This is a genomic window from Oceanisphaera sp. (assembly GCF_052084945.1).
Lineage (GTDB): Bacteria > Pseudomonadota > Gammaproteobacteria > Enterobacterales > Aeromonadaceae > Oceanimonas.
This window is the reverse complement of the sequence record NZ_JBQDEX010000015.1, coordinates 1-22163: the sequence shown is the minus strand read 5'-3', so window position 1 is coordinate 22163 and position 22163 is coordinate 1. Positions and strand designations below refer to the sequence as shown.

The following is a 22163-nucleotide window of genomic DNA, read 5'->3' as shown; positions in this document are numbered from 1 at the left end:
AATAGATTGTCTGTCTTTATCTAGGCACCCTCTGCCTTCCCATTAGCACCGAGTTGTCTGTCACTACCAACATAAGACACCCAACCACAAAGAAGAGGCAGTAGGAATTGGCGTAGGCAACCCTATTGCCTCTTTGCATTTGTTCAACCGCTTACGGATTTGTAACTAAGTGACAGGCTTGGCGCTTGGCGCTGCTGTTATTTCTGCTCCAAACAAAAGCGGCTGACTAGCCCTTGGATAATATCCAAGGTGGGTTTAACAAAGGATAAATCTAAGTATTCGTCAGGTTGGTGAGCTTGGGCAATATTGCCTGGGCCTAACACTATGGTTTGGCAACCAAGTTGGTTAATGTAGGGCGCTTCTGTGCTGTAGTTAACCGCTTGAGCCGAGTGCCCCGAAATGTCTGCCGCCGCTTGCACTAACTCACCCTCAGTGTCTGTACTAAAGGGCGGATTAGGTTCATGTAAGTGAAAAATATCCATGGTATTCGGATGTTCTTGTTTGATGGGCTCTAGGGCGTGGTGCAATAAGCCCATCAGCTCTTCAGGCGGTACACCTGGAATAGGGCGCATATCAAAGCTTAATTCGCAGCAGGCACAAATACGGTTTGGGCTATCGCCACCACTAATATGGCCAAGGTTTAAGGTGGGATAAGGCACATTAAAGTGCGGGTTATGATATTTCTTTTTTAGCTGCCCTTGTAAGTCTAACAAGCGGCCCATGACCTTATGCATGATCTCGAGCGCATTAACGCCGTTGGCAGGATCAGAGCTGTGCCCACTTTTGCCGGTAATGCGAATGCCCTCAGACATGTGGCCTTTATGCATCATGACGGGCACTAACCCGGTAGGCTCACCAATAACGGCATAATCGGGCTTAATGGCCATAGCGCTGGCAATGGCGCGGGCACCGGCCATGCTGGTTTCTTCATCGGCGGTGGCCAAAATACGGATCGGCTTAGTGAACTTACTTAAGTCCATATCTTTAAGCGCTTCAATAATAAAGGCAAAAAAGCCTTTCATATCGATGACACCTAAACCATAGAGGCGACCGTTTTCTTCGGTTAATTTAAAAGGATCCTTGGTCCAGCGGCCTTCATCATAAGGCACGGTATCAGTGTGGCCGGCCAATAATAGGCCGCCATCGCCTTCACCATGGGTGGCCACTAGGTTGAATTTACCTGGGGCATCCTCTAGCTCTGTAACCTCCACTGCAAAACCCAGTTGGCTAAACCAATCGGCGAGTAAACGAATGACTTTTTCGTTACTTTGATCCCAGCTTGGCTCTGTGCTGCTAATAGAGGGGATAGCGATTAAATCGCGATACATATCCATCAATTTAAAAGGGGTGGCTGACATAGACTCTCCGTAGAATTGATAACAGACATTATTCGTAAAAACACTAGATTTATATTCAATAATGTTGCATAACTATTTGTTCATTGCTAGTCTAAACCCTCATTATTATTCGGGTAACTAGCGTAGCAAATGGCCATGATTTTCCTTTCTTTATTACTGCGACGACGACCACTCGCTTAAGCCATTATGTTTAGGGGCTATTGAAATAAGCTCTAGGGTGACATAAGCCCAGAAAACACGCTAGGCTGATGCCTGCATCTCAATCAAGCTAACTTCAAATTAACGGATACACCCATGTTAAAAGCTGCAATTATTGGTGCCAGTGGTTATACCGGAGCCGAGCTGGCCGGCTTAGTCAAAGCCCACCCCGAACTTTCTTTAGCTGGCCTCTATGTGTCAGAGGGAAGTTTAGACGCCCATAAATCATTTTCTAGTTTGCACCCCCGCTGGCGCGGATTAATCGACGAGCCCTTATTACCCCTAGATGATGAGGCGTTAAGTCGTATTCATACCCAAGCCGATATTGTGTTGCTGGCTACCGCCCATGAAGTCAGCCATGACTTGGCTCCTGGCTTTTTAGCCAAGGGTATTAAGGTATTTGACCTATCGGGCGCGTTTCGCGTACCGGGTGAGGGCTTTTATGAACGCTTTTATGGTTTTGCCCATCAGCATGGTGATTGGTTAGCACAAGCGGCTTATGGCTTGGCGGAATGGAATCAGGAAGCCATTGAAAAAGCTAAACTGATTGCCGTGGCAGGTTGCTATCCCACTGCGGCATTAACGGCGTTAAAACCATTGCAAAACGCGGGTTTCATTGCCGATAATAATAAGCCAATTATTAGTGCGGTATCGGGTGTGACCGGGGCGGGGCGTAAAGCCAGCCTAGCCACTAGCTTTAGTGAAATCAGCTTTAAGCCGTATGGGGTGTTAAATCATCGCCATCAGCCAGAAATTAGCCATCATCTTAATAAGCAGGTGGTGTTTCAGCCGCATTTAGGTAATTTTATTCGTGGTATTTTGGCCACTATATATGTGCAGCTTAATGATGATGTAACCGATGAGCAGATTGCCCAAGCGTACCATCAAGCCTATGACGGCCAAAAAATTGTGCGCTTAACCGGTCAGTGGCCACAAATTAATGATGTGGCGGGCACGCCATTTTGCGATCTGCACTGGGCGCGAGAAGGTAACCAACTAATTGTAGTGTCGGCCATCGATAACTTGTTAAAGGGGGCGGCCAGCCAAGCCATTCAATGTATTAATATTAACCAAGGGTTCTCGCCACTAGCGGGACTGGTTCAGGAGTAAGCAAGAATGACGACTCAACAAACCCCGCTGGTGATTAAGCTTGGTGGCACGCTACTAGAAAGCAACCATGATTTAGCGGCGTTATTTGCGACATTAAAGACCTTTATGGATGAAATAAAGCGCCCACTGGTATTAGTACACGGCGGGGGGGTGCTGGTTGATAATCAGCTAGGTGCCATGGGCTTAACTTCAACGAAAAAAAATGGCTTACGTGTGACGCCGGCAGAACATATTGGGGTGATTACCGGTGCCTTAGCGGGTACGGCCAATAAATTGTTGCTGGCGCAGGCCATTGTGCACAATATTAGCAGTGTCGGTTTGTGCCTGGGCGATGGTGGTTTATGCCGCGTGAGCCAGCTAGACCCTGAGTTGGGCTCGGTAGGACAAATAGAAGGCGGCGATGCAAGCTTAGTCAGCAGTTTGTTGAGCGGTGGCTTCTTGCCAATAGTCAGCTCTATTGGGATTACCCATGACGGCCAGTTGATGAACGTTAACGCTGACCAAGCGGGCACCGCCATTGCCGAAGTGCTTAACGCAGACTTAGTGATGCTGTCTGATGTGAGTGGTATTCTTGATGGTGAGCGTGCGCTAATTAATCAGCTAACTGAAAAGCGCGCCCTAGAGCTAATGGCCCAAGGGGTGATCACCGACGGCATGGCCGTTAAAGTAAAAGCGGCTTTGCAAGCCACTAAAAAATTAGGCAAGCCGGTTGCTGTGGGCAGCTGGCGTAACCCTGAACAATTATTATCGCTGCTGTCGGGTGAGTCGGAGTTTGGAACTCGGATTTCACACTAAGCCCCTATTTGATACCGGACCAAACTCACACAAAGGAGAGAAGATGCAGAATTTATTAAGCTTAAAAGATTACAGCAAGCAGCAAATTGAACAAATTCTGAACTTGGCCATGGATCTTAAAGCCAATCCTGCTAAATATGCCGATGCGCTCAAAGGCAAAAGTGTGATTACGCTTTATGAAAAACCCTCATTGCGCACCCGCGTTACCTTCGATATTGGCATTAATCGTTTAGGCGGCCATGCGGTTTACTTAGACAGCCAAAATGGGGCTATGGGCAGTCGTGAAACAGTAAAGGACTTTGCTGCTAATCTCTCGCGTTGGTCCGATGCCATAGTCGCTCGCGTGTTTGAGCATAAAACCTTGGTAGAATTAACAGAGCACGCTACCGTTCCGGTGATCAACTCCTTGTGTAACCTGTATCATCCCTGTCAGGCACTGGCGGATTATATGACCATTGCTGAGCAGCATGATGATTTGAGTAAGGTACACTTGGTGTATTTAGGTGATGGTAATAATGTGACTAACTCATTGTTGCTCGCTGGCGCTATTTTAGGTGCTACTGTCACCTCGGTTTGTCCTCGTGGCCGCAATGTTGATGCGCAAATATTAAAAGAAGCTGAAGCGCTGGCTGCCATCAGTGGCGGTAAAGTACAGGTGGCGGATAGCCTAGCAGGGCTAACTAACGTAGACGTGCTTTATACTGATACTTGGGTATCTATGGGTGATGAGACTCCGCTCGAGCAAGTTGCTGAGCTGTTTATGCCCTATCAGATCAATCAAAAAATGCTCGACAACACAGGTGCTAAGCAGGTATTACATTGCCAGCCTGCGCACCGTGAACTGGAAATAACGTCTGAGGTAATGGATGGCCCGTCCTCCTTTATTCTTGACCAAGCTGAAAATCGCATGCATGTGCAAAATGCCGTGCTGCTGACATTGATTAACAGGGATATGCACTAATGAGCCAATTTAAAAAAATTCTGCTGGCCTACTCAGGCGGTTTAGACACTTCTGCTATCATTCCATGGTTGAAAGAAAACTATGAAGGCTGTGAAATTATCGCCTTCGTTGGTGATGTGGGCCAAGGTGATGAAGAGCTAGAAGGCATTGAAGAAAAGGCGCTAGCGTCTGGTGCAGTGAAGTGCATAGTGGCAGATTTAAAAGACGAATTTGTTAACGACTATGTTTACCCAACCCTAAAAACCGGTGCGATTTACGAAGGTACTTATTTGTTAGGTACTTCAATGGCGCGCCCGATTATTGCAAAAGCCATGGCTGAAGCTGCATTAGCAGAAGGTGCCGAGGCCATTGCTCACGGTTGTACCGGTAAAGGTAACGACCAAGTGCGTTTTGAAGGTGCCATTGCCGCTATTGCGCCACAAATTGCTATTATTGCGCCTTGGCGTATCTGGGACATGCGCAGTCGTGAAGACTTGCTGGATTACTTGGCTGAGCGCAATATTGAAACCACCGCTAGCGCCACTAAGATTTATTCTCGTGATGCGAATGCGTGGCATATTTCTACCGAAGGCGGTGAGTTAGAAAGCACCTGGAACGAACCTTCAGAGCAAGCTTGGACTTGGACTGTTTCACCAGAGCAAGCGCCTGATAAAGCTGAAACGTTATCGCTAACCATAGAGCAAGGCCGCATTGTTGCCGTTGATGGCAAGCAGTTAAGCCCATTTGAGGTGCTCACTAATCTTAACGAACGTGCTGCCAAACACGGCGTGGGCCGGGTAGATATTGTAGAGAACCGTTTGGTGGGTATGAAGTCTCGCGGTTGCTACGAAACCCCAGGTGGTACTGTGATGATGGCCGCGTTGCGTGCCGTTGAAGAGTTGGTATTAGATAAACCCACTCGCGCCTGGCGTGAGCAAGTGGGCGCTGAGTTTTCTCACTTAGTCTATGACGGCCGCTGGTTTACACCTTTGTGCAAAGCGCTGATTGCATCTGCTGATGCCATTGCTGAAGACGTATCTGGTGAAGTGGTGCTTAAGATGTACAAAGGTCAAGTAACGGCGATTCAAAAGTCATCGCCTAACAGCCTGTACTCAGAAGAGTTCGCCACTTTTGGTGAAGATGAAGTTTACGACCAAAGCCATGCTGAAGGTTTTATTCGTTTGTATTCATTGGCCAGTCGTATTAAGGCACTAAACAACCTTAAAAAGTAAGCGTCACAAATATCAAAGGGGCTTAAAGCCCCTTTTTTAAGCTATCAGCTTTAAGGGACAGCTATCAGCTGTAAGTTAAAGAAAAAACATAAACTCTACAAAATCGGTCGAATGAATTCGACCCTACGATGGGTTCGAGTCTTTTTGTAGGGCCCAATTTATTGGACCAAAAACCGTAGCGCGGCCTCAAAGAGATCGATTGGTTTGGATGTTTTCTTTAACTGACTGCTTAAAGCTGATGGCTTAGTGCTGTATTTTCAGCTTACAGCTTTGTTTTCGTGCTTTTCATATAATTATCAGCCTGCCCGTTTATGAGGTTTGGCTTTCATAACAATTTAGCAATGTCGTTTAGGAGTACAGCAGTTATGGCACTTTGGGGTGGGCGTTTTAGTCAGGCGGCAGATGCCAAATTTCAGCAGTTTAATGATTCACTGCGTTTCGATTACCGCTTGGCAGAGCAAGACATAGTCGGCTCTATCGCCTGGTCTAATGCCTTATGCAAAGCGGGAGTATTAACAACAGATGAGCAGCAAAAAATTGAACTGGCACTGAATGACCTTAAATTAAAGGTGATGGAAGATCCCAGCCAGATTTTGCAATCCGATGCCGAAGATATTCATTCTTGGGTTGAAGGCCATCTGATCAGTGTGGTGGGTGATTTAGGTAAAAAGCTACACACTGGACGTAGTCGTAACGACCAAGTGGCCACCGATCTTAAATTGTGGTGTAAGCAACAAGTACCTCCTTTGCTACAAAAAATTGATGAACTACAAAAGCAACTCGCTGTGGTGGCTCGTCAGCAACAACATACCGTTTTGCCTGGTTACACTCATTTACAGCGCGCGCAACCTGTCACCTTTGCGCACTGGTGTTTAGCCTATGTAGAAATGTTAGAGCGAGACTTTACCCGTTTGCAAGATGCACAAAAGCGCATGGATACTTGTCCGTTGGGCAGCGGTGCATTGGCAGGGACTGGCTTTGCGGTTAACCGTCACGAATTAGCTCACTCTTTGGGCTTTTCGTCACCGACTCGTAATAGTTTAGACTCAGTGTCGGATCGCGACCATGTATTAGAACTAATGAACTGTGCAGTTAATTCGATGATGCACTTGTCGCGCTTTGCCGAAGATTTAATTTTCTATAACTCTGGTGAGTCTGGATTTTTAGAGTTATCAGACCGTGTTACCTCGGGTTCGTCCTTAATGCCGCAAAAGAAAAACCCCGATGCACTAGAACTTATCCGTGGTAAAACCGGTCGGGTATTTGGTGCCTATGCCGGTATGATGATGACCCTTAAAGCGCTACCGTTAGCCTATAACAAAGACATGCAAGAAGATAAAGAAGGCTTGTTTGATGCCCTTGATACTTGGCATGATTGTTTAGAAATGGCTGAAATGGTGCTGCACGACATTAAGCTTAATGAAGAGAAAACCCGTGAAGCAGCACAAGGCGGCTACTCTAACGCCACCGAAATGGCCGACTATTTAGTTAATAAGGGCGTGCCATTTCGTGAAGCGCATCATATTGTTGGCGAGATAGTGGTACATGCTATTGCCAAAAAATTGCCAATGGAAGATTTGCCATTAAGCGATTTTAAAGCGTTTAGTCCGCTGATTGAAGATGACGTATTTGGTAAGTTGTCATTAGAATCGAGCTTGGCTAGCCGCTGTGCTCTGGGGGGCGTGGCGCCGGATCAGGTAGAGTTTGCACTGACCAGTGCAGAGCGCCGGCTGACCAAGCGCGATAGTTCAGGTATTGCGGTGCGCAGTGCTCGCTTAACTGATTTAGACGCCATAGAGCGTTTAGTTAACTACTGGGCAAACATCGGCGAAAATCTACCGCGAGATCGTAAAGATTTAGTTAAAGCGGTAGGGGAGTTTGCCGTGACTGAGGTGCAAGGCCAAGTGAGTGGGTGTGCCTCTTTGTATGTGTATGACACCGGTCTTGCCGAAGTACGCTCATTGGGCGTAGAGCCCGGTTTTCAAAACCAGGGTCAAGGCAGTGCCTTAGTCGATAAAGTGCTACAAAAAGCCGAAGATATGTCGATTGATAAGGTGTTTGTACTGACTCGCGTGCCAGAGTTCTTTATCAAGCAAGGTTTTAGTTTGACCAGTAAATCATTACTGCCTGAAAAAGTGATGAAAGACTGCGATATGTGTCCTCGTCAACATGCCTGTGATGAGGTGGCATTAGAAATTGTCTTAAAAGATAAAGCGAGCTTACGCAAAACTGAACGTTAGAAGCGCTACGTCTTACGCTTTAGGTTACAGGTGGCTCCACGGGCAGCCGTAAACGGTCAGCTAAAGATAAGCAGTGAACATACCGGGCTTGCCCGGTATTTTTTTGCCTGCTATATAGTCTAAAAAAACAAAGAGCCGTCTTGGGCGTTTTGGTCGAATTCATTCGACCAAAAACCATAGCACCCTTAAAAACGGTCGAATAAATTCGACCTTATAGTTACTTCCTCTCAGGCCTAAAGAAACCGGTGAAAAATAACTCATATAAGCTTGCGTGTCGGCTTCAGATAAGTATAATAGCGCTCGCTTGGTACATTCAAGCGAGCCGATAAGGCTCTGTTAGCCGGCTTTATAGCGTCTAACCACACAAGCCCCCGATTTGGGTGGCATCGTTGTTAAATTACACCCCCTTTTTCATCTGAAAGAGCAGGCGGTGTAATTTATGTTCTTTATCCAATTGGAGCTCTGGTAATGCAGAACCAAAGAATTCGTATCCGCCTCAAGGCCTTCGATCACCGTCTGATCGACCAGTCTACTGCGGAGATCGTAGAAACTGCCAAACGCACTGGCGCCCAGGTTCGTGGTCCTATTCCACTGCCTACACGCAAAGAGCGTTACACTGTACTGACATCTCCACACGTGAACAAAGATGCACGTGATCAGTATGAAATTCGTACTCACAAGCGCCTAGTCGACATTGTTGAGCCAACTGATAAAACAGTTGATGCTCTAATGCGTCTTGACCTGGCCGCTGGTGTCGATGTCCAGATCAGCTTGGGCTAATAACGGAGAGGTTTATCAATGGCAATCGGTCTAGTAGGTCGTAAGCTGGGTATGACCCGTGTCTTCACCGAAGACGGGGTATCAATCCCAGTCACCGTTATCGAAGTAGATGCCAACCGTGTTACCCAGGTGAAAACACTGGAAACGGACGGCTATCAAGCTGTTCAGGTGACAACTGGCACTAAGAAAGCGATTCGCACTACTAAAGCTCAAGCGGGTATTTTCGCTAAAGCGGGTGTAGAAGCGGGCCGCGGTCTGTGGGAATTCCGCCTGGGTTCAGGTGAAGGCGAAGGCATCGAAGTGGGTGCTCAGCTCAATGTTGACATCTTCAACGATGTTAAAAAAGTAGACGTTACCGGTACTTCTAAAGGTAAAGGTTTTGCAGGTACTGTTAAGCGCTGGAACTTCAGCATGCAAGACGCTACCCATGGTAACTCGTTGTCACACCGTGTACCGGGTTCGATTGGTCAAAACCAATCACCAGGTAAAGTGTTCAAAGGCAAGAAAATGGCCGGACACATGGGTGCAGAGCGTGTTACTACGCAAAACCTAGAAGTGGTTCGTGTTGATGTTGATCGTAACCTACTGCTCATTAAAGGTGCAGTACCGGGTGCGACTAACGGCAATGTGATCGTTAAACCTGCCGTTAAAGCGTAACGTCTGAGGAGATAGTAATGGAATTGGTAATGAAAGACGCGCAAGCCGCTCTTGAAGTTTCCGAAACTACCTTCGGGCGTGAGTTCAACGAAGCATTAGTGCATCAGGTTGTAGTAGCCTATGCCGCTGGTGCTCGTCAAGGTACTCGTGCTCAGAAGACACGTTCCGAAGTGTCTGGCGGCGGCAAAAAGCCGTGGCGTCAAAAAGGCACTGGCCGCGCCCGTGCCGGTACCATCCGTTCGCCAATATGGCGCGGTGGTGGTGTGACGTTTGCAGCTAAGCCGCAAGATCACAGCCAAAAAGTTAACAAGAAGATGTACCGCGGCGCAATCAGAAGCATTCTGTCTGAGCTGGTACGTCAAGAGCGTTTGATCGTGGTTGAGAAGTTCGGTGTTGAAGCACCTAAAACTAAAGAACTGCTAACCAAGCTGAAGCAATGGGATCTGAACGATGTTCTGATCGTAACTGCTGAAGTGGACGAAAACTTGTTCCTTGCTGCTCGTAACCTGTACAAGGTTGACGTGCGTGACGTGAACGGTATCGACCCGGTTTCTTTGATCGCGTTCGACAAGGTATTGGTAACTGCCGACGCAGTTAAGCAAATCGAGGAGATGCTGGCATGATCCGTGAAGAGCGTATTTTAAAAGTTCTGAAGGCGCCGCATGTCTCTGAAAAAAGCACCCTAGTTGCTGAAAAAACGAATACTATCGTTTTTAAAGTGGCTACGGACGCTACAAAAGCTGAAGTTAAAGCTGCGGTCGAGAAGCTGTTCGAAGTTGAAGTTAAAGATGTTTGCACGTTAGTGGTGAAGGGTAAAACCAAACGCACCGGTAACCGCAATGGCCGTCGTTCCGATTGGAAGAAAGCCTACGTGACCTTGAAAGAAGGTCAAGACATCGACTTCATCGGCGGTGCCGAGTAAGAAGAGGAGCAATTCAAATGGCAGTTGTAAAATGTAAGCCTACTTCTCCGGGTCGCCGTCATGTAGTTCAGATCAGCAACCCGGAACTGTACAAAGGTAAGCCGTTCGAAGCCCTACTGGAGAAACAATCCAAGTCTGGTGGACGGAATAACCACGGTCGTACGACCTCTCGTCACATTGGCGGTGGTCACAAGCAGCATTACCGTTTAGTTGACTTTAAACGCAACAAAGACGGTGTACCGGCTAAAGTTGAGCGTTTAGAGTATGATCCTAACCGTTCTGCTAACATTGCCCTATTGTTGTTTGCCGATGGTGAGCGTCGTTACATCTTGGCACCTAAAGGTGTTCATGCTGGCGACCAAATCATGTCTGGTGATGCCGCACCGATTAAAGCAGGTAACTGCTTGCCGATGCGCAACATCCCAGTAGGTAGCACAGTGCATGCTATTGAAATGAAGCCAGGTAAGGGCGCGCAAATTGCACGTTCTGCTGGTGCCTACGCCCAAATTTTGGCGCGTGAAGGCAACTACGTTACCCTGCGTTTGCGTTCAGGTGAAGTACGTAAAGTACTGTCTGAGTGCCGCGCAACCTTGGGTGAAGTAGGTAACTCAGAGCATATGCTGCGTCAACTGGGTAAAGCTGGTGCTTCGCGCTGGCGTGGTGTTCGTCCTCAGACCCGTGGTGTGGCGATGAACCCAATTGATCACCCACACGGTGGTGGTGAAGGTCGCAGTTCTGGCGGTCGTCACCCGGTTACCCCTTGGGGTAAGCCGACTAAGGGTGGTAAGACACGTAAAAACAAGCGTACTGAAACATTAATAGTACGTCATCGTAACAAGTAATCGTTTTTTAGAGGTATCGCCATGCCACGTTCTCTCAAGAAAGGTCCATTTATAGACCTGCACTTGCTGAAGAAGGTAGAGAAAGCGGTGGAAAGCGGGGAAAAGAAACCAATTAAGACTTGGTCCCGTCGTTCAATGATCATTCCGAACATGATCGGTTTGACCATCGCTGTCCATAATGGTCGCCAACATGTGCCCGTATTCGTTTCTGAAGAAATGATCGGTCACAAGTTAGGCGAATTTGCACCGACTCGTACTTATCGCGGCCACGTCGCTGATAAGAAGGCCAAGAAGCGTTAAGGGGTAACAGATGGAAGCTATAGCTAAACACCGCTTTGCTCGCACTTCTGCCCAGAAGGCGCGCTTGGTAGCCGATCAAGTTCGAGGTCTAAGCGTAGACAAGGCACTGAACATTTTAACGTTCAGCCCAAAGAAATCTGCCGTTTTGGTTAAGAAAGTACTTGAATCTGCCATTGCCAATGCCGAGCACAATGAAGGTGCGGACATCGATGAGCTGACAGTGGCTAAGATCTTCGTTGACGAAGGTCCTACCATGAAGCGTATTCGTCCACGAGCCAAAGGCAGCGCGGACCGTATCATGAAGCGTACCAGCCACATCACTGTGGTTGTGTCCGACCGCTAAGAGGCTAGGAGATAAGCAATGGGCCAGAAAGTACACCCAAATGGTATCCGTTTAGGGATTACCAAGCCTTTTAACTCGACCTGGTTTGCGAGTTCTGAAGACTTCGCTGGTTTTTTACACAGCGACTTCGAAGTTCGTCAGTACCTGAATAAGGAACTGAAAAACGCGTCGGTATCACGTATTGTTATCGAGCGCCCTGCAAAGAGTGTTCGCGTGACAATTCACACCGCTCGTCCAGGCGTAGTTATTGGTAAGAAAGGCGAAGACGTTGAAAAACTGCGCAAGCACGTAGCCAAATTGGCTGGCGTTCCTGCCCAGATCAACATTTCCGAAGTGCGTAAACCTGAGCTAGATGCCAAGCTGGTTGCGGATTCAATCGCTTCTCAGTTAGAGCGCCGTGTTATGTTCCGTCGTGCTATGAAGCGCGCGGTACAAAATGCGATGCGTATCGGCTCTAAGGGCATTAAGGTAGAAGTTAGCGGTCGTCTAGGCGGCGCAGAAATCGCGCGTACCGAATGGTACCGTGAAGGTCGTGTGCCATTGCACACCCTGCGTGCCGACATCGATTATGCAACTTCTGAAGCTATGACCACTTACGGCATCATCGGCGTAAAGGTTTGGATATTTAAAGGTGAAGTTCTAGGCGGCCTACCAGTCGTTGAAGAGCCAGCTCCATCCAAGCCAAAGCGCAAAGGCCGCGGTAAGTAAGGAGACTCGGAAATGTTGCAACCAAAACGTACGAAATTCCGCAAAGTCCACAAAGGCCGCAACCGCGGCGTGGCAACCACTGGTAACCTGATTTCTTTCGGTACCTTTGGTCTTAAGGCGACTACGCGCGGACGTATTACTGCTCGCCAGATTGAAGCGGCACGACGTGCTATGACTCGTCACGTTAAACGTCAAGGTAAAATCTGGATCCGTATATTCCCAGACAAACCTATTACTGAAAAGCCCTTAGAAGTTCGTATGGGTAAAGGTAAAGGTAACGTGGAATATTGGGTAGCCCAGATCCAGCCAGGTCGTGTTCTGTATGAGATGGACGGTGTACCTGAGGCTCTGGCTCGTGAAGCCTTTGCACTGGCAGCTGCTAAATTGCCAGTTAGGACCACTTTCGTAACTCGGACGGTGATGTGATGAAAGCTAAAGATCTGCGTGAAAAAAGTGTTGAAGAACTGAACCAGGAACTGCTGGACTTACTACAGGCGCAATTTAAAATGCGCATTCAAGCAAGCACAGGTCAGCTGGAACAGACTCACAACATTAAAGCTGTACGTCGCGATATCGCACGTGTAAAAACTGTTTTGAACCAAAAGGCAGGGGCGTAAGATGAGCGAAACTAACGTTCGAACTCTGCAGGGCAGTGTAGTTAGCGACAAGATGGACAAGTCCATCACTGTAGCTATCAACCGTTTCGTGAAACACCCAATTTATGGGAAGTACATGAAGCGCACTACTAAGCTGCACGTGCATGATGAAAACAATGAATGTAAAAGTGGCGACGTCGTGACTGTTCGCGAATGCCGTCCACTGTCTAAGACTAAGTCTTGGACACTTGTTAAAATTATCGAACGCCCGGTTAAAGCCTAAGGTTGTTTAGATAATTTTATTTGGTCAAACGGCTCTTATTTAGGGCCGTTTGTTTTTTATGCTTTCTTTTTGAGATTTGGCAGTGCTATAATGCCGCGCCTTCAAAGGGCAGCCAATATCCCGAAAGGGTTTTAATAAAGTAATCACTTTAGCGGAGCACTAACATGATCCAAATGCAAAGTATGCTGGACGTGGCCGACAACTCTGGCGCGCGTAGCGTAATGTGTATTAAGGTCCTGGGTGGCTCGCACCGCCGCTACGCCGGAATCGGCGACATCATCAAAGTTACTGTTAAGGAAGCAATTCCTCGCGGTAAAGTAAAAAAAGGTGATGTAATTGACGCGGTGGTCGTACGCACTCGGAAAGGCGTTCGTCGTCCGGACGGCTCTGTCATCCGTTTCGACCGCAACGCGGCCGTGATTTTAAATAGCAATCAACAGCCGATCGGAACTCGTATTTTTGGGCCTGTGACGCGTGAGCTTCGTAATGACAAGTTCATGAAGATTGTTTCACTGGCACCTGAAGTACTGTAAGGAGTCAACGATGGCAGCTAAAATCCGTCGTGATGATGAAGTCATCATTCTTACTGGCAAAGACAAAGGCAAGCGTGGCAAAGTCACTAAAGTCCTAGTTGAAGCTGGTAAAGTAGTAGTCGCAGGTATTAACCTAAACAAGAAACACCAGAAGCCAAACCCACAACTGGGCCAAGCGGGCGGTATTATTGAGCAGGAAGCACCTCTCGACGTATCAAATGTAGCGCTGTTCAACTCTGCCACTGGCAAAGCTGATCGCGTTGGTTTCCGGTTTGAAGACGACAAAAAAGTTCGTTTCTTCAAGTCTACCGGCGAACTTGTGAAGTAATTGGAGTTTATACGATGGCGAAACTGCATGGTTACTACAAAGAAACTGTAGTAAAAGAGCTGATGAGTCAGTTCGGGTATAAGTCTATCATGCAAGTCCCTCGGATTGAGAAAATCACCCTGAACATGGGTGTGGGTGAAGCTTTGGCTGATAAAAAGATCTTAGATAATGCTGCTGCCGATATGGCTGCCATTTCTGGTCAAAAGCCATTAGTAACACTCGCTCGCAAATCCGTTGCTGGCTTTAAGATCCGTGAAGGCTACCCAATTGGTTGTAAAGTAACTCTACGCGGCGAGCGTATGTGGGAATTTCTGGAGCGTTTGATTTCTATTTCAATCCCTCGTATTCGAGATTTCCGTGGCCTGAACAATAAATCGTTCGACGGTCGTGGTAACTACTCGATGGGTGTGAAAGAGCAAATCATCTTTCCTGAAATCGATTATGACAAAGTAGATCGTGTACGTGGTATGGATATTACCATTACTACATCTGCTGACTCAGACGAAGAAGGGCGTGCTCTACTGGCTGCCTTTAACTTCCCATTCCGCAAGTAAGGGTAGGGTTATGGCAAAAAAATCAATGAAAGCTCGCGAAGTCAAGCGCGCAAAGCTTGCTGATAAATATTCAGCTAAGCGCCAAGCACTGAAAACAATAATTTCTGACGTGAAATCTTCTGATGAAGACCGTTGGGATGCCGTGCTTAAGCTGCAGCAATTGCCCCGTGACGCAAGTCCCTCTCGTCAGCGTAACCGCTGTAACATCACAGGCCGTCCGCATGGTTTCTTGCGTAAGTTTGGTCTGAGCCGCATTAAAGTGCGTGAGCTGATGATGAAGGGTGAAGTTCCAGGCCTCAAGAAGGCTTCTTGGTAAGCGAACACGGGAGTAATACAGAATGAGCATGCAAGATCCGATCGCGGATATGCTAACCCGCATCCGCAACGGTCAAGCAGCCAGTAAAGTGGCTGTGACCATGCCTTCTTCTAAAGTAAAAAAGGCAATTGCCCAAGTACTAAAAGAAGAAGGTTATATTGCTGACTATAATGTGGTTGGTGACACTAAGCCTGAGCTAGAAGTAACATTGAAGTACTTCGATGGTGAAGCTGTAGTTGAACTAATCCAACGTGTTAGCCGCCCAAGTCTACGCATCTATAAGAAGCATGACGCACTGCCTAAAGTAATGGCAGGCATGGGTGTAGCTATCATTTCCACGTCTAAAGGTGTAATGACTGACCGTGCCGCGCGTAAAGCCGGTATGGGCGGTGAGATCATCTGCTACGTAGCTTAAGGAGTCGATATGTCCCGTATTGCAAAGGCACCTATCAACATTCCTGCTGGCGTAGAAGTGACGTTGAATGGTCAGGAAGTTACTGTCAAGGGTGGCAAAGGTACCTTAAACCGTACTGTTAACGCTGCCGTTGAAATCAGCCAGAATGATAACGTGCTGACATTTGCCCCTCGTGAAGATATGGCAAATGCTGATGCCCAAGCGGGTACTGCCCGTTCTTTGGTCAATAACATGGTTGTCGGTGTTACCGAAGGCTTTGAGCGCAAGCTTCAGCTGGTTGGTGTTGGCTATCGCGCCCAGATTAAAGGCAATACTATTGCTTTGTCTCTGGGTTTCTCTCACCCGGTTGAGTATGCGCTTCCTGAAGGCGTATCAGCTGAATGTCCGACTGCTACTGAGATTGTTCTTAAGTCAGCTGACAAACAGCAGATCGGTCAGGTCGCTGCCAATATTCGTGCGTACCGCAAGCCAGAGCCTTACAAAGGCAAAGGTGTTCGCTATTTCGGCGAGCAAGTGCGCAGTAAAGAGGCCAAGAAGAAGTAAGGTAACACTATGCTCAAAAAATCAGCTCGTATCCGCCGTGCTACTAAAGCACGTGCCAAGATGCTGGAACTGGGTGCGACACGCCTTGTTGTTCACCGTACTCCGCGTCACATTTATGCCCAGGTTATTGCACCAGGTAGTTCAGCCGTGTTGGCTTCTGCGTCTACCGTAGAAAAAGCACTGCGTGAACAGGTGAAATCAACTGGCAATAAAGATGCCGCAGCAGTCATTGGTAAAACTATTGCTGAACGCGCTATTGAAAAAGGCGTAACAGCAGTTGCTTTTGACCGTTCCGGTTTCCAATATCACGGTCGCGTTGCTGCATTAGCAAGCGCTGCACGTGAAGCTGGTCTTCAGTTCTAAAGGTGGAGTCGAAAATGGCAAAAGTCGAAGCTCAAGCCGGCGATCTGCAAGAAAAGCTTATTGCAGTTAACCGTGTTTCAAAAGTTGTAAAAGGTGGTCGTATCTTTTCCTTCACTGCATTGACAGTGGTAGGCGATGGTAACGGTCGCATCGGATTCGGTTACGGTAAAGCCCGTGAAGTTCCTGCTGCTATTCAAAAAGCAATGGAACAGGCTCGTCGTAACATGCGTACAGTTGGCCTGAACAATGGCACCTTATTCCACCCGGTAAAAGGTCGTCACTCTGGTTCAAACGTATTTATGATGCCTGCTTCTGACGGTACCGGTATTATTGCCGGCGGTGCTATGCGCGCTGTGTTAGAAGTTGCTGGTGTTCATAACGTACTGGCTAAAACGTACGGTTCTACCAACCCAAACAACGTAGTTCGCGCTACTATCGGTGCTCTGGCTCAAATGAAGTCGCCAGAACAAATCGCCGCTAAGCGTGGTCTAAGCGTTGACGAAATTCTGGGGTAATTCACCAATGGCTAACAAGACTGTACAAGTAACACAGACTCGCAGCGCTATCGGTCGTTTGCCTAAGCATAAGGCAACGTTGCGTGGCTTAGGGTTACGTCGCATTGGTCACACCGTAGAGCTGGAAGATACAGCCTGTGTACGTGGTATGATCAACCAGGTTTACTATATGGTAAAGGTTGAGGAGTAATCGCATGCGTTTGAATACTCTATCCCCAGCCGCCGGTTCCAAGCCAAGCGCTAAGCGCATTGGTCGTGGTATAGGCTCAGGCGTGGGTAAAACCGGTGGCCGCGGCCACAAAGGTCAGAAATCGCGTTCTGGCGGTAAGGTACGTAACGGTTTTGAAGGCGGTCAAATGCCTTTGAAACAGCGTTTGCCGAAGTTTGGTTTTACTTCGCGCAAAGGCCTAGTTACTGCTGAAATCCGTTTGAGCGAGCTGGCTAAAGTTGAAGGTAATGTTGTTGATTTGAATACACTGAAACAAGCTGGCTTGGTTACCAAGAATATCCAGTTTGCCAAAGTGGTTCTGTCTGGCAGCATTGACCGTGAAGTGACTGTGGTTGGTTTGGGCGTCACCAAAGGTGCACGCGCAGCCATCGAGACTGCCGGCGGTAAAATCGAGGAATAAAAAGTACTATGGCCAAGAAACCAGGATCAGAAACTAAAAGCGCACAGGGTGGGCTGGGTGAATTGAAGAGTCGTTTACTCTTCGTTCTAATCGCGATTGTTGTCTTTCGCGCCGGCTCCTATGTGCCGATTCCTGGAATTGACGCCGCCGTACTTGCCGAGTTGTTTAAACAACAGCAGGGCACCATTATTGAAATGTTTAATATGTTCAGTGGTGGTGCTCTGGAACGAGCGTCTATACTGGCGCTGGGGATAATGCCGTATATTTCTGCGTCCATTATTATCCAGTTACTGACTGTGGTTCACCCGGCTTTAGCAGAGCTAAAGAAAGAAGGTGAATCTGGCCGTCGAAAGATCAGTCAGTATACCCGGTATGGCACACTCGTACTCGGCACCATCCAGGCCATCGGTATTGCTACTGGCTTACCAAATATGATGCCCGGGCTTGTGGTTAACGCAGGTTTGGCGTTCTATTTTACAGCCGTAGTGAGCTTGGTTACCGGTACCATGTTTTTAATGTGGTTAGGTGAGCAAGTAACCGAACGAGGCATTGGCAACGGTATCTCGTTGATCATCTTCGTGGGTATTGTTGCTGGTCTGCCATCGGCCATTGGTGCCACGGCAGAGCAGGCGCGTCAGGGGGAATTGCACGTACTGTTGCTGTTGCTACTGGCCGTGATTGTGTTTGCAGTGACGTACTTCGTGGTATTTGTTGAACGTGGTCAGCGCCGCATTGTGGTGAACTATGCCAAACGTCAACAAGGCCGTCAGGTATTTGCAGCACAAAGTACACACCTGCCCTTGAAAGTGAATATGGCGGGGGTTATTCCGGCAATTTTCGCATCCAGTATTATTCTTTTCCCTGGTACTGTAGCCTCATGGTTCGGTCAGGGTGAAGGGTGGTTTGCTAATGCACTACAAGAGGTTTCTCTTGCTCTGCAACCAGGCCAGCCGCTATACGTACTGCTGTATGCTACTGCCATCATCTTCTTTTGTTTCTTCTATACTGCGTTGGTATTTAACCCACGCGAAACGGCAGATAACTTGAAGAAGAGTGGTGCGTTCATTCCTGGCATACGTCCGGGTGAACAGACAGCGCGCTATATAGATAAGATAATGACTCGCCTAACCTTGGTTGGTGCTTTGTATATTACCTTTGTCTGCTTAGTGCCACAGTTCTTGATGACAGCTTGGAACGTCCAGTTTTACTTTGGTGGTACCTCGCTGTTAATTATTGTGGTCGTCATCATGGATTTCATGGCTCAGGTGCAAACCCACATGATGTCTCATCAGTATGGCGATGTAATGAAAAAAGCGAATCTGAAAGGCTACAACCGCTAAGATTCGGTTATTTACGGAGTTAAGCAATGAAAGTTCGCGCTTCCGTTAAGGCAATTTGCCGTAACTGCAAGATCGTTAAACGCCACGGCGTAGTACGTGTTCTTTGCACCGAGCCAAGACATAAACAACGTCAAGGCTAAAAAGTTACGGTTTAACTTGTAATTTAAAGGCGAGGTGGCTAAAGTAGCCACCCTCCCTTGTAGGGTGTCTGTACAGTCGTTGTGTATCCTTTACGGGCTTTGCAATGGCTAAAATATTAATTACTTTGTAGGAGTGCATAGTGGCCCGTATCGCTGGCATTAACATTCCTGACCATAAGCATGCAGTTATTGCGTTAACTGCGATTTATGGCATAGGCCGTACCCGCTCACAAATCATTTGTGCACAAGCCGGTATCGCTGAGAATGTGAAGATTAAAGAATTGGATGAAGCTCAGGTAGAAACCCTGCGTGAGCAAGTAGCCAAGTTCATTGTAGAAGGCGATTTACGTCGTGAAATCTCGATGAATATCAAGCGTCTGATGGACCTGGGTTGTAACCGAGGATTGCGCCATCGTCGCAGCCTACCCCTCCGTGGTCAGCGCACTAAGACCAATGCGCGTACGCGCAAGGGTCCTCGTAAACCGATCAAGAGATAACGGGAAGGTAGATTATGGCTAAAACTCCGGCTCGTAGTACGCGTAAGCGCGTCAAAAAGCAGGTGAGCGATGGGATTGCCCACGTTCATGCATCTTTCAACAACACCATAGTAACGATTACTGACCGTCAGGGTAACGCTCTTTCTTGGGCAACTGCAGGTGGTTCAGGTTTCCGTGGTTCGCGCAAGTCAACCCCGTTCGCCGCTCAGGTAGCTGCAGAACGTGCTGGTGAAGTTGCAAAAGAATACGGTGTTAAAAACCTAGAAGTAATGGTGAAAGGTCCGGGTCCGGGCCGTGAGTCATCAATTCGTTCGTTGAATGCTGCGGGATTCCGCATCACCAACATTACGGATGTGACTCCGATTCCGCACAACGGTTGTCGTCCTCCTAAGAAGCGTCGCGTATAACACTTCTTGTAGGATAGTTGGAGAAAGAACATGGCAAGATATCTGGGCCCCAAGCTCAAACTGAGTCGTCGCGAGGGAACTGACCTTTTCTTAAAGTCAGGTGTTCGTGCGATAGATTCTAAATGTAAAATTGATACTGCACCCGGTCAACATGGTGCTCGTAAGAGCCGTCTGTCTGACTATGGTGTACAGCTACGTGAAAAGCAAAAAGTTCGTCGTATGTATGGCGTACTAGAAAAGCAATTCCGTAATTATTATAAAGAAGCTGCTCGCTTGAAAGGCAATACCGGTGCGAACCTGTTGCAGCTGCTGGAAGGTCGTCTGGACAACGTTGTTTACCGCATTGGTTTTGGCTCTACACGTGCCGAATCACGCCAGTTGATCAGCCACAAGGCGATTCTGGTTAACGGTAAGGTTGTAAACATTCCTTCCTTCCAAGTTTCTCCCGAGGATGTTATCAGCATTCGCGAGAAGGCGAAGAAACAAGCCCGGATCAAAGCCGCTCTTGAGGTTTCCGGTCAACGTGAAAAGCCGACTTGGGTAGAAGTTGACGTTACAAACATGCAAGGCGTATACAAGCGTCTGCCTGAGCGTAGCGACCTGTCTGCCGAAATCAACGAACAGCTGATCGTCGAGCTTTACTCTAAGTAAAGCTAGCTTCTAGAGAGAGGACACAATGCAGGGTTCTGTAACAGATTTTCTTAAGCCGCGTCTGGTTGATATCGAACAAATCAGCCCGACTCATGCCAAGGTGACTCTCGAGCCGCTAGAGCGTGGCTTTGGTCATACATTGGGTAATACGCTACGTCGTATACTGCTTTCATCCATGCCGGGTTGTGCGATTACTGAAGTCGAAGTCGACGGTGTACTGCACGAGTACAGCAGCAAGGAAGGTGTTCAGGAAGACATTCTGGAAATCTTACTTAATCTTAAAGAAGTTGCTGTTAAGCTGGAAGGCAAGGATGAAGTCACCCTTACCTTGACCAAAACTGGTGCAGGTCCCGTAACAGCAGGCGACATCACCCATGGTGATGAAGTTGAGATTGTTAACCCAGAGCACGTTATCTGTCATCTGACGGGCGATGATTCTGACATCAGCATGCGTTTGAAAGTACAGCGCGGCCGAGGCTATATACCTGCTTCTGCTCGTGCTCACACTGAAGACGACGAGCGCCCAATTGGTCGTTTATTGCTAGATGCAGCTTATAGCCCAGTGGTTCGTATCGCTTATAATGTTGATGCGGCCCGTGTTGAACAGCGTACCGATTTAGATAAGCTGGTTATCGACATGGAGACTAACGGCACGTTAGACCCCGAAGAAGCTATCCGTCGCGCAGCCACTATTATGGCTGAGCAGCTAGAAGCCTTCGTTGATTTACGTGACGTAAGTGAACCAGAAGAGAAAGAAGACAAGCCTGAGTTCGATCCGATACTGCTGCGTCCTGTCGACGATCTGGAACTGACAGTTCGTTCAGCGAACTGTCTAAAGGCTGAAGCGATCCACTACATTGGTGATCTGGTACAGCGTACCGAGGTTGAGTTGTTGAAGACTCCTAACCTGGGTAAGAAATCTCTAACTGAGATTAAAGACGTGTTGGCGTCTCGTGGTTTATCTTTAGGCATGCGCCTAGAGAATTGGCCGCCAGCCAGCATCGCTGATGAATAAGCCGGGTCACGGGTTTTACAGATTTAGTTAGGAAGGATTAGGTCATGCGCCATCGCAAGAGTGGTCGTCAACTTAACCGGAACAGCAGCCACCGTCAGGCAATGTTCCGCAACATGGCTAGCTCCTTGGTTCGTCATGCAGTTATTAAGACGACTTTACCCAAGGCCAAAGAACTACGTCGCGTAGTTGAGCCTTTGATCACATTGGCTAAAAGCGACACAGTCGCTAACCGTCGTTTAGCATTTGCCCGTACTCGCGATAGCGAAGTAGTGGGTATTCTGTTCAACGATTTGGGACCTCGCTACCAGGAGCGTCCGGGTGGATACACCCGCATCCTGAAGTGTGGTTTCCGTGCTGGAGATAACGCACCTATGGCTTATATTGAGCTGGTAGGTCGTGATCTTGAAGCAGAAGCAGCTACTGAAGAGTAAGCATACAAAGCCGGGTTCGCCCGGCTTTTTCTTGCCTGTCATTTAGAGAATCCCCCCCTTCATACTGTCTTACGCCTTAAACTCTTAAATATATCCCTTCTTATATAGTCGAATGACATATTCGAACACCCTGCCAATTATCGTCTTACTATTTATTACTTCTGTAGGTGCTGCTTCAGCTG

General features: G+C 47.9%; 34 protein-coding genes. 33 read left to right on the top strand and 1 reads right to left on the bottom strand.

Annotation, left to right across the window (positions count from 1 at the left end; genetic code table 11):
• Positions 1–197: 197 nt before the first annotated feature.
• Positions 198–1358 (bottom strand): acetylornithine deacetylase, encoded by a 1161-nt coding sequence (argE, locus tag ACTHY5_RS02750; protein WP_441876024.1) that lies wholly within the window; start codon positions 1356–1358, stop codon positions 198–200.
• Between the two features lie 294 nt (positions 1359–1652).
• Here argE and argC point away from each other — a divergent pair, with 294 nt between their 5' ends.
• From argC to rplQ, 33 genes are all read left to right on the top strand, one after another.
• Positions 1653–2666 carry an N-acetyl-gamma-glutamyl-phosphate reductase gene (gene argC, locus ACTHY5_RS02745; protein ID WP_441876021.1) on the top strand — a complete coding sequence of 338 codons (1014 nt, stop codon included), beginning with the start codon at positions 1653–1655 and terminating at the stop codon, positions 2664–2666.
• A gap of 6 nt (positions 2667–2672) precedes the next feature.
• Entirely contained in the window at positions 2673–3461 is a 789-nt protein-coding gene (gene argB, locus ACTHY5_RS02740) for an acetylglutamate kinase (RefSeq protein WP_441876018.1), read from the top strand.
• 43 nt (positions 3462–3504) lie between these two features.
• Entirely contained in the window at positions 3505–4422 is a 918-nt protein-coding gene (locus ACTHY5_RS02735; protein WP_441876015.1) for an ornithine carbamoyltransferase, read from the top strand.
• Complete coding sequence (locus ACTHY5_RS02730; protein ID WP_441876012.1) at positions 4422–5633, top strand: argininosuccinate synthase; 1212 nt, start codon at positions 4422–4424, stop codon at positions 5631–5633. Before ACTHY5_RS02735 ends, ACTHY5_RS02730 begins: the two co-directional genes overlap by 1 nt.
• A gap of 365 nt (positions 5634–5998) precedes the next feature.
• A complete protein-coding gene (gene argH, locus ACTHY5_RS02725) occupies positions 5999–7873 on the top strand; it encodes an argininosuccinate lyase (protein WP_441876009.1) in 1875 nt (624 codons plus the stop codon).
• Between the two features lie 468 nt (positions 7874–8341).
• A complete protein-coding gene (gene rpsJ, locus ACTHY5_RS02720) occupies positions 8342–8653 on the top strand; it encodes a 30S ribosomal protein S10 (RefSeq protein WP_104487277.1) in 312 nt (103 codons plus the stop codon).
• Between the two features lie 18 nt (positions 8654–8671).
• The gene (gene rplC, locus ACTHY5_RS02715) at positions 8672–9310 is read left to right on the top strand and encodes a 50S ribosomal protein L3 (RefSeq protein WP_441876006.1); all 639 of its coding nucleotides are present in this window, start codon (positions 8672–8674) and stop codon (positions 9308–9310) included.
• A gap of 17 nt (positions 9311–9327) precedes the next feature.
• Positions 9328–9933 (top strand): 50S ribosomal protein L4, encoded by a 606-nt coding sequence (gene rplD, locus ACTHY5_RS02710; protein ID WP_208005733.1) that lies wholly within the window; start codon positions 9328–9330, stop codon positions 9931–9933.
• A complete protein-coding gene (gene rplW / locus ACTHY5_RS02705; RefSeq protein WP_441876003.1) occupies positions 9930–10232 on the top strand; it encodes a 50S ribosomal protein L23 in 303 nt (100 codons plus the stop codon). Before rplD ends, rplW begins: the two co-directional genes overlap by 4 nt.
• 17 nt (positions 10233–10249) lie before the next feature.
• Entirely contained in the window at positions 10250–11074 is an 825-nt protein-coding gene (gene rplB / locus ACTHY5_RS02700; RefSeq protein WP_441876000.1) for a 50S ribosomal protein L2, read from the top strand.
• Between the two features lie 21 nt (positions 11075–11095).
• Entirely contained in the window at positions 11096–11374 is a 279-nt protein-coding gene (rpsS, locus tag ACTHY5_RS02695; protein ID WP_086964532.1) for a 30S ribosomal protein S19, read from the top strand.
• A gap of 10 nt (positions 11375–11384) precedes the next feature.
• Positions 11385–11717 carry a 50S ribosomal protein L22 gene (gene rplV / locus ACTHY5_RS02690; RefSeq protein ID WP_441875997.1) on the top strand — a complete coding sequence of 111 codons (333 nt, stop codon included), beginning with the start codon at positions 11385–11387 and terminating at the stop codon, positions 11715–11717.
• Positions 11718–11735: 18 nt separating this feature from the next.
• Positions 11736–12425, top strand: a complete 690-nt coding sequence (rpsC, locus tag ACTHY5_RS02685; protein ID WP_441875994.1) for a 30S ribosomal protein S3 — start codon at positions 11736–11738, stop codon at positions 12423–12425.
• Between the two features lie 12 nt (positions 12426–12437).
• Positions 12438–12851: a 50S ribosomal protein L16 gene (rplP, locus tag ACTHY5_RS02680; RefSeq protein WP_208005728.1), complete on the top strand. Its 414-nt coding sequence runs from the start codon at positions 12438–12440 to the stop codon at positions 12849–12851.
• Entirely contained in the window at positions 12851–13042 is a 192-nt protein-coding gene (gene rpmC / locus ACTHY5_RS02675; RefSeq protein ID WP_441875991.1) for a 50S ribosomal protein L29, read from the top strand. Before rplP ends, rpmC begins: the two co-directional genes overlap by 1 nt.
• Before the next feature lies 1 nt (position 13043).
• The gene (gene rpsQ / locus ACTHY5_RS02670) at positions 13044–13304 is read left to right on the top strand and encodes a 30S ribosomal protein S17 (protein WP_208005726.1); all 261 of its coding nucleotides are present in this window, start codon (positions 13044–13046) and stop codon (positions 13302–13304) included.
• Positions 13305–13468: 164 nt separating this feature from the next.
• Positions 13469–13837, top strand: coding sequence for a 50S ribosomal protein L14 (rplN, locus tag ACTHY5_RS02665; protein ID WP_208005725.1), 369 nt, complete (start codon positions 13469–13471; stop codon positions 13835–13837).
• Positions 13838–13847: 10 nt separating this feature from the next.
• Positions 13848–14165: a 50S ribosomal protein L24 gene (gene rplX / locus ACTHY5_RS02660; protein ID WP_208005724.1), complete on the top strand. Its 318-nt coding sequence runs from the start codon at positions 13848–13850 to the stop codon at positions 14163–14165.
• A 14-nt stretch (positions 14166–14179) separates the two neighbouring features.
• Positions 14180–14719: a 50S ribosomal protein L5 gene (rplE, locus tag ACTHY5_RS02655; protein ID WP_441875988.1), complete on the top strand. Its 540-nt coding sequence runs from the start codon at positions 14180–14182 to the stop codon at positions 14717–14719.
• 10 nt (positions 14720–14729) lie between these two features.
• Complete coding sequence (gene rpsN, locus ACTHY5_RS02650; protein ID WP_441875985.1) at positions 14730–15035, top strand: 30S ribosomal protein S14; 306 nt, start codon at positions 14730–14732, stop codon at positions 15033–15035.
• Positions 15036–15057: 22 nt separating this feature from the next.
• Positions 15058–15450 carry a 30S ribosomal protein S8 gene (gene rpsH / locus ACTHY5_RS02645; protein WP_441875982.1) on the top strand — a complete coding sequence of 131 codons (393 nt, stop codon included), beginning with the start codon at positions 15058–15060 and terminating at the stop codon, positions 15448–15450.
• 9 nt (positions 15451–15459) lie between these two features.
• Positions 15460–15993, top strand: a complete 534-nt coding sequence (gene rplF, locus ACTHY5_RS02640; RefSeq protein ID WP_208005720.1) for a 50S ribosomal protein L6 — start codon at positions 15460–15462, stop codon at positions 15991–15993.
• 9 nt (positions 15994–16002) lie between these two features.
• On the top strand, positions 16003–16356 hold the full coding sequence (gene rplR, locus ACTHY5_RS02635; protein WP_441875979.1) for a 50S ribosomal protein L18: 354 nt from the start codon (positions 16003–16005) through the stop codon (positions 16354–16356).
• 14 nt (positions 16357–16370) lie between these two features.
• Positions 16371–16871, top strand: a complete 501-nt coding sequence (gene rpsE, locus ACTHY5_RS02630) for a 30S ribosomal protein S5 (protein WP_208005718.1) — start codon at positions 16371–16373, stop codon at positions 16869–16871.
• Positions 16872–16878: 7 nt separating this feature from the next.
• Positions 16879–17061: a 50S ribosomal protein L30 gene (gene rpmD, locus ACTHY5_RS02625; protein WP_208005717.1), complete on the top strand. Its 183-nt coding sequence runs from the start codon at positions 16879–16881 to the stop codon at positions 17059–17061.
• 4 nt (positions 17062–17065) lie between these two features.
• Positions 17066–17500 (top strand): 50S ribosomal protein L15, encoded by a 435-nt coding sequence (gene rplO / locus ACTHY5_RS02620; RefSeq protein ID WP_208005716.1) that lies wholly within the window; start codon positions 17066–17068, stop codon positions 17498–17500.
• Between the two features lie 8 nt (positions 17501–17508).
• Positions 17509–18840 (top strand): preprotein translocase subunit SecY, encoded by a 1332-nt coding sequence (gene secY, locus ACTHY5_RS02615; protein WP_441875976.1) that lies wholly within the window; start codon positions 17509–17511, stop codon positions 18838–18840.
• Between the two features lie 26 nt (positions 18841–18866).
• Positions 18867–18980 (top strand): 50S ribosomal protein L36, encoded by a 114-nt coding sequence (gene rpmJ / locus ACTHY5_RS02610; protein ID WP_086964549.1) that lies wholly within the window; start codon positions 18867–18869, stop codon positions 18978–18980.
• Positions 18981–19120: 140 nt separating this feature from the next.
• Positions 19121–19477: a 30S ribosomal protein S13 gene (gene rpsM, locus ACTHY5_RS02605; RefSeq protein ID WP_208005713.1), complete on the top strand. Its 357-nt coding sequence runs from the start codon at positions 19121–19123 to the stop codon at positions 19475–19477.
• A 14-nt stretch (positions 19478–19491) separates the two neighbouring features.
• Positions 19492–19884 carry a 30S ribosomal protein S11 gene (gene rpsK / locus ACTHY5_RS02600; RefSeq protein ID WP_208005712.1) on the top strand — a complete coding sequence of 131 codons (393 nt, stop codon included), beginning with the start codon at positions 19492–19494 and terminating at the stop codon, positions 19882–19884.
• 30 nt (positions 19885–19914) lie between these two features.
• Complete coding sequence (gene rpsD / locus ACTHY5_RS02595) at positions 19915–20535, top strand: 30S ribosomal protein S4 (RefSeq protein WP_441875973.1); 621 nt, start codon at positions 19915–19917, stop codon at positions 20533–20535.
• 25 nt (positions 20536–20560) lie between these two features.
• On the top strand, positions 20561–21550 hold the full coding sequence (locus ACTHY5_RS02590; protein ID WP_441875970.1) for a DNA-directed RNA polymerase subunit alpha: 990 nt from the start codon (positions 20561–20563) through the stop codon (positions 21548–21550).
• A gap of 44 nt (positions 21551–21594) precedes the next feature.
• Positions 21595–21981, top strand: a complete 387-nt coding sequence (rplQ, locus tag ACTHY5_RS02585; RefSeq protein WP_208005709.1) for a 50S ribosomal protein L17 — start codon at positions 21595–21597, stop codon at positions 21979–21981.
• Positions 21982–22163 lie beyond the last annotated feature (182 nt).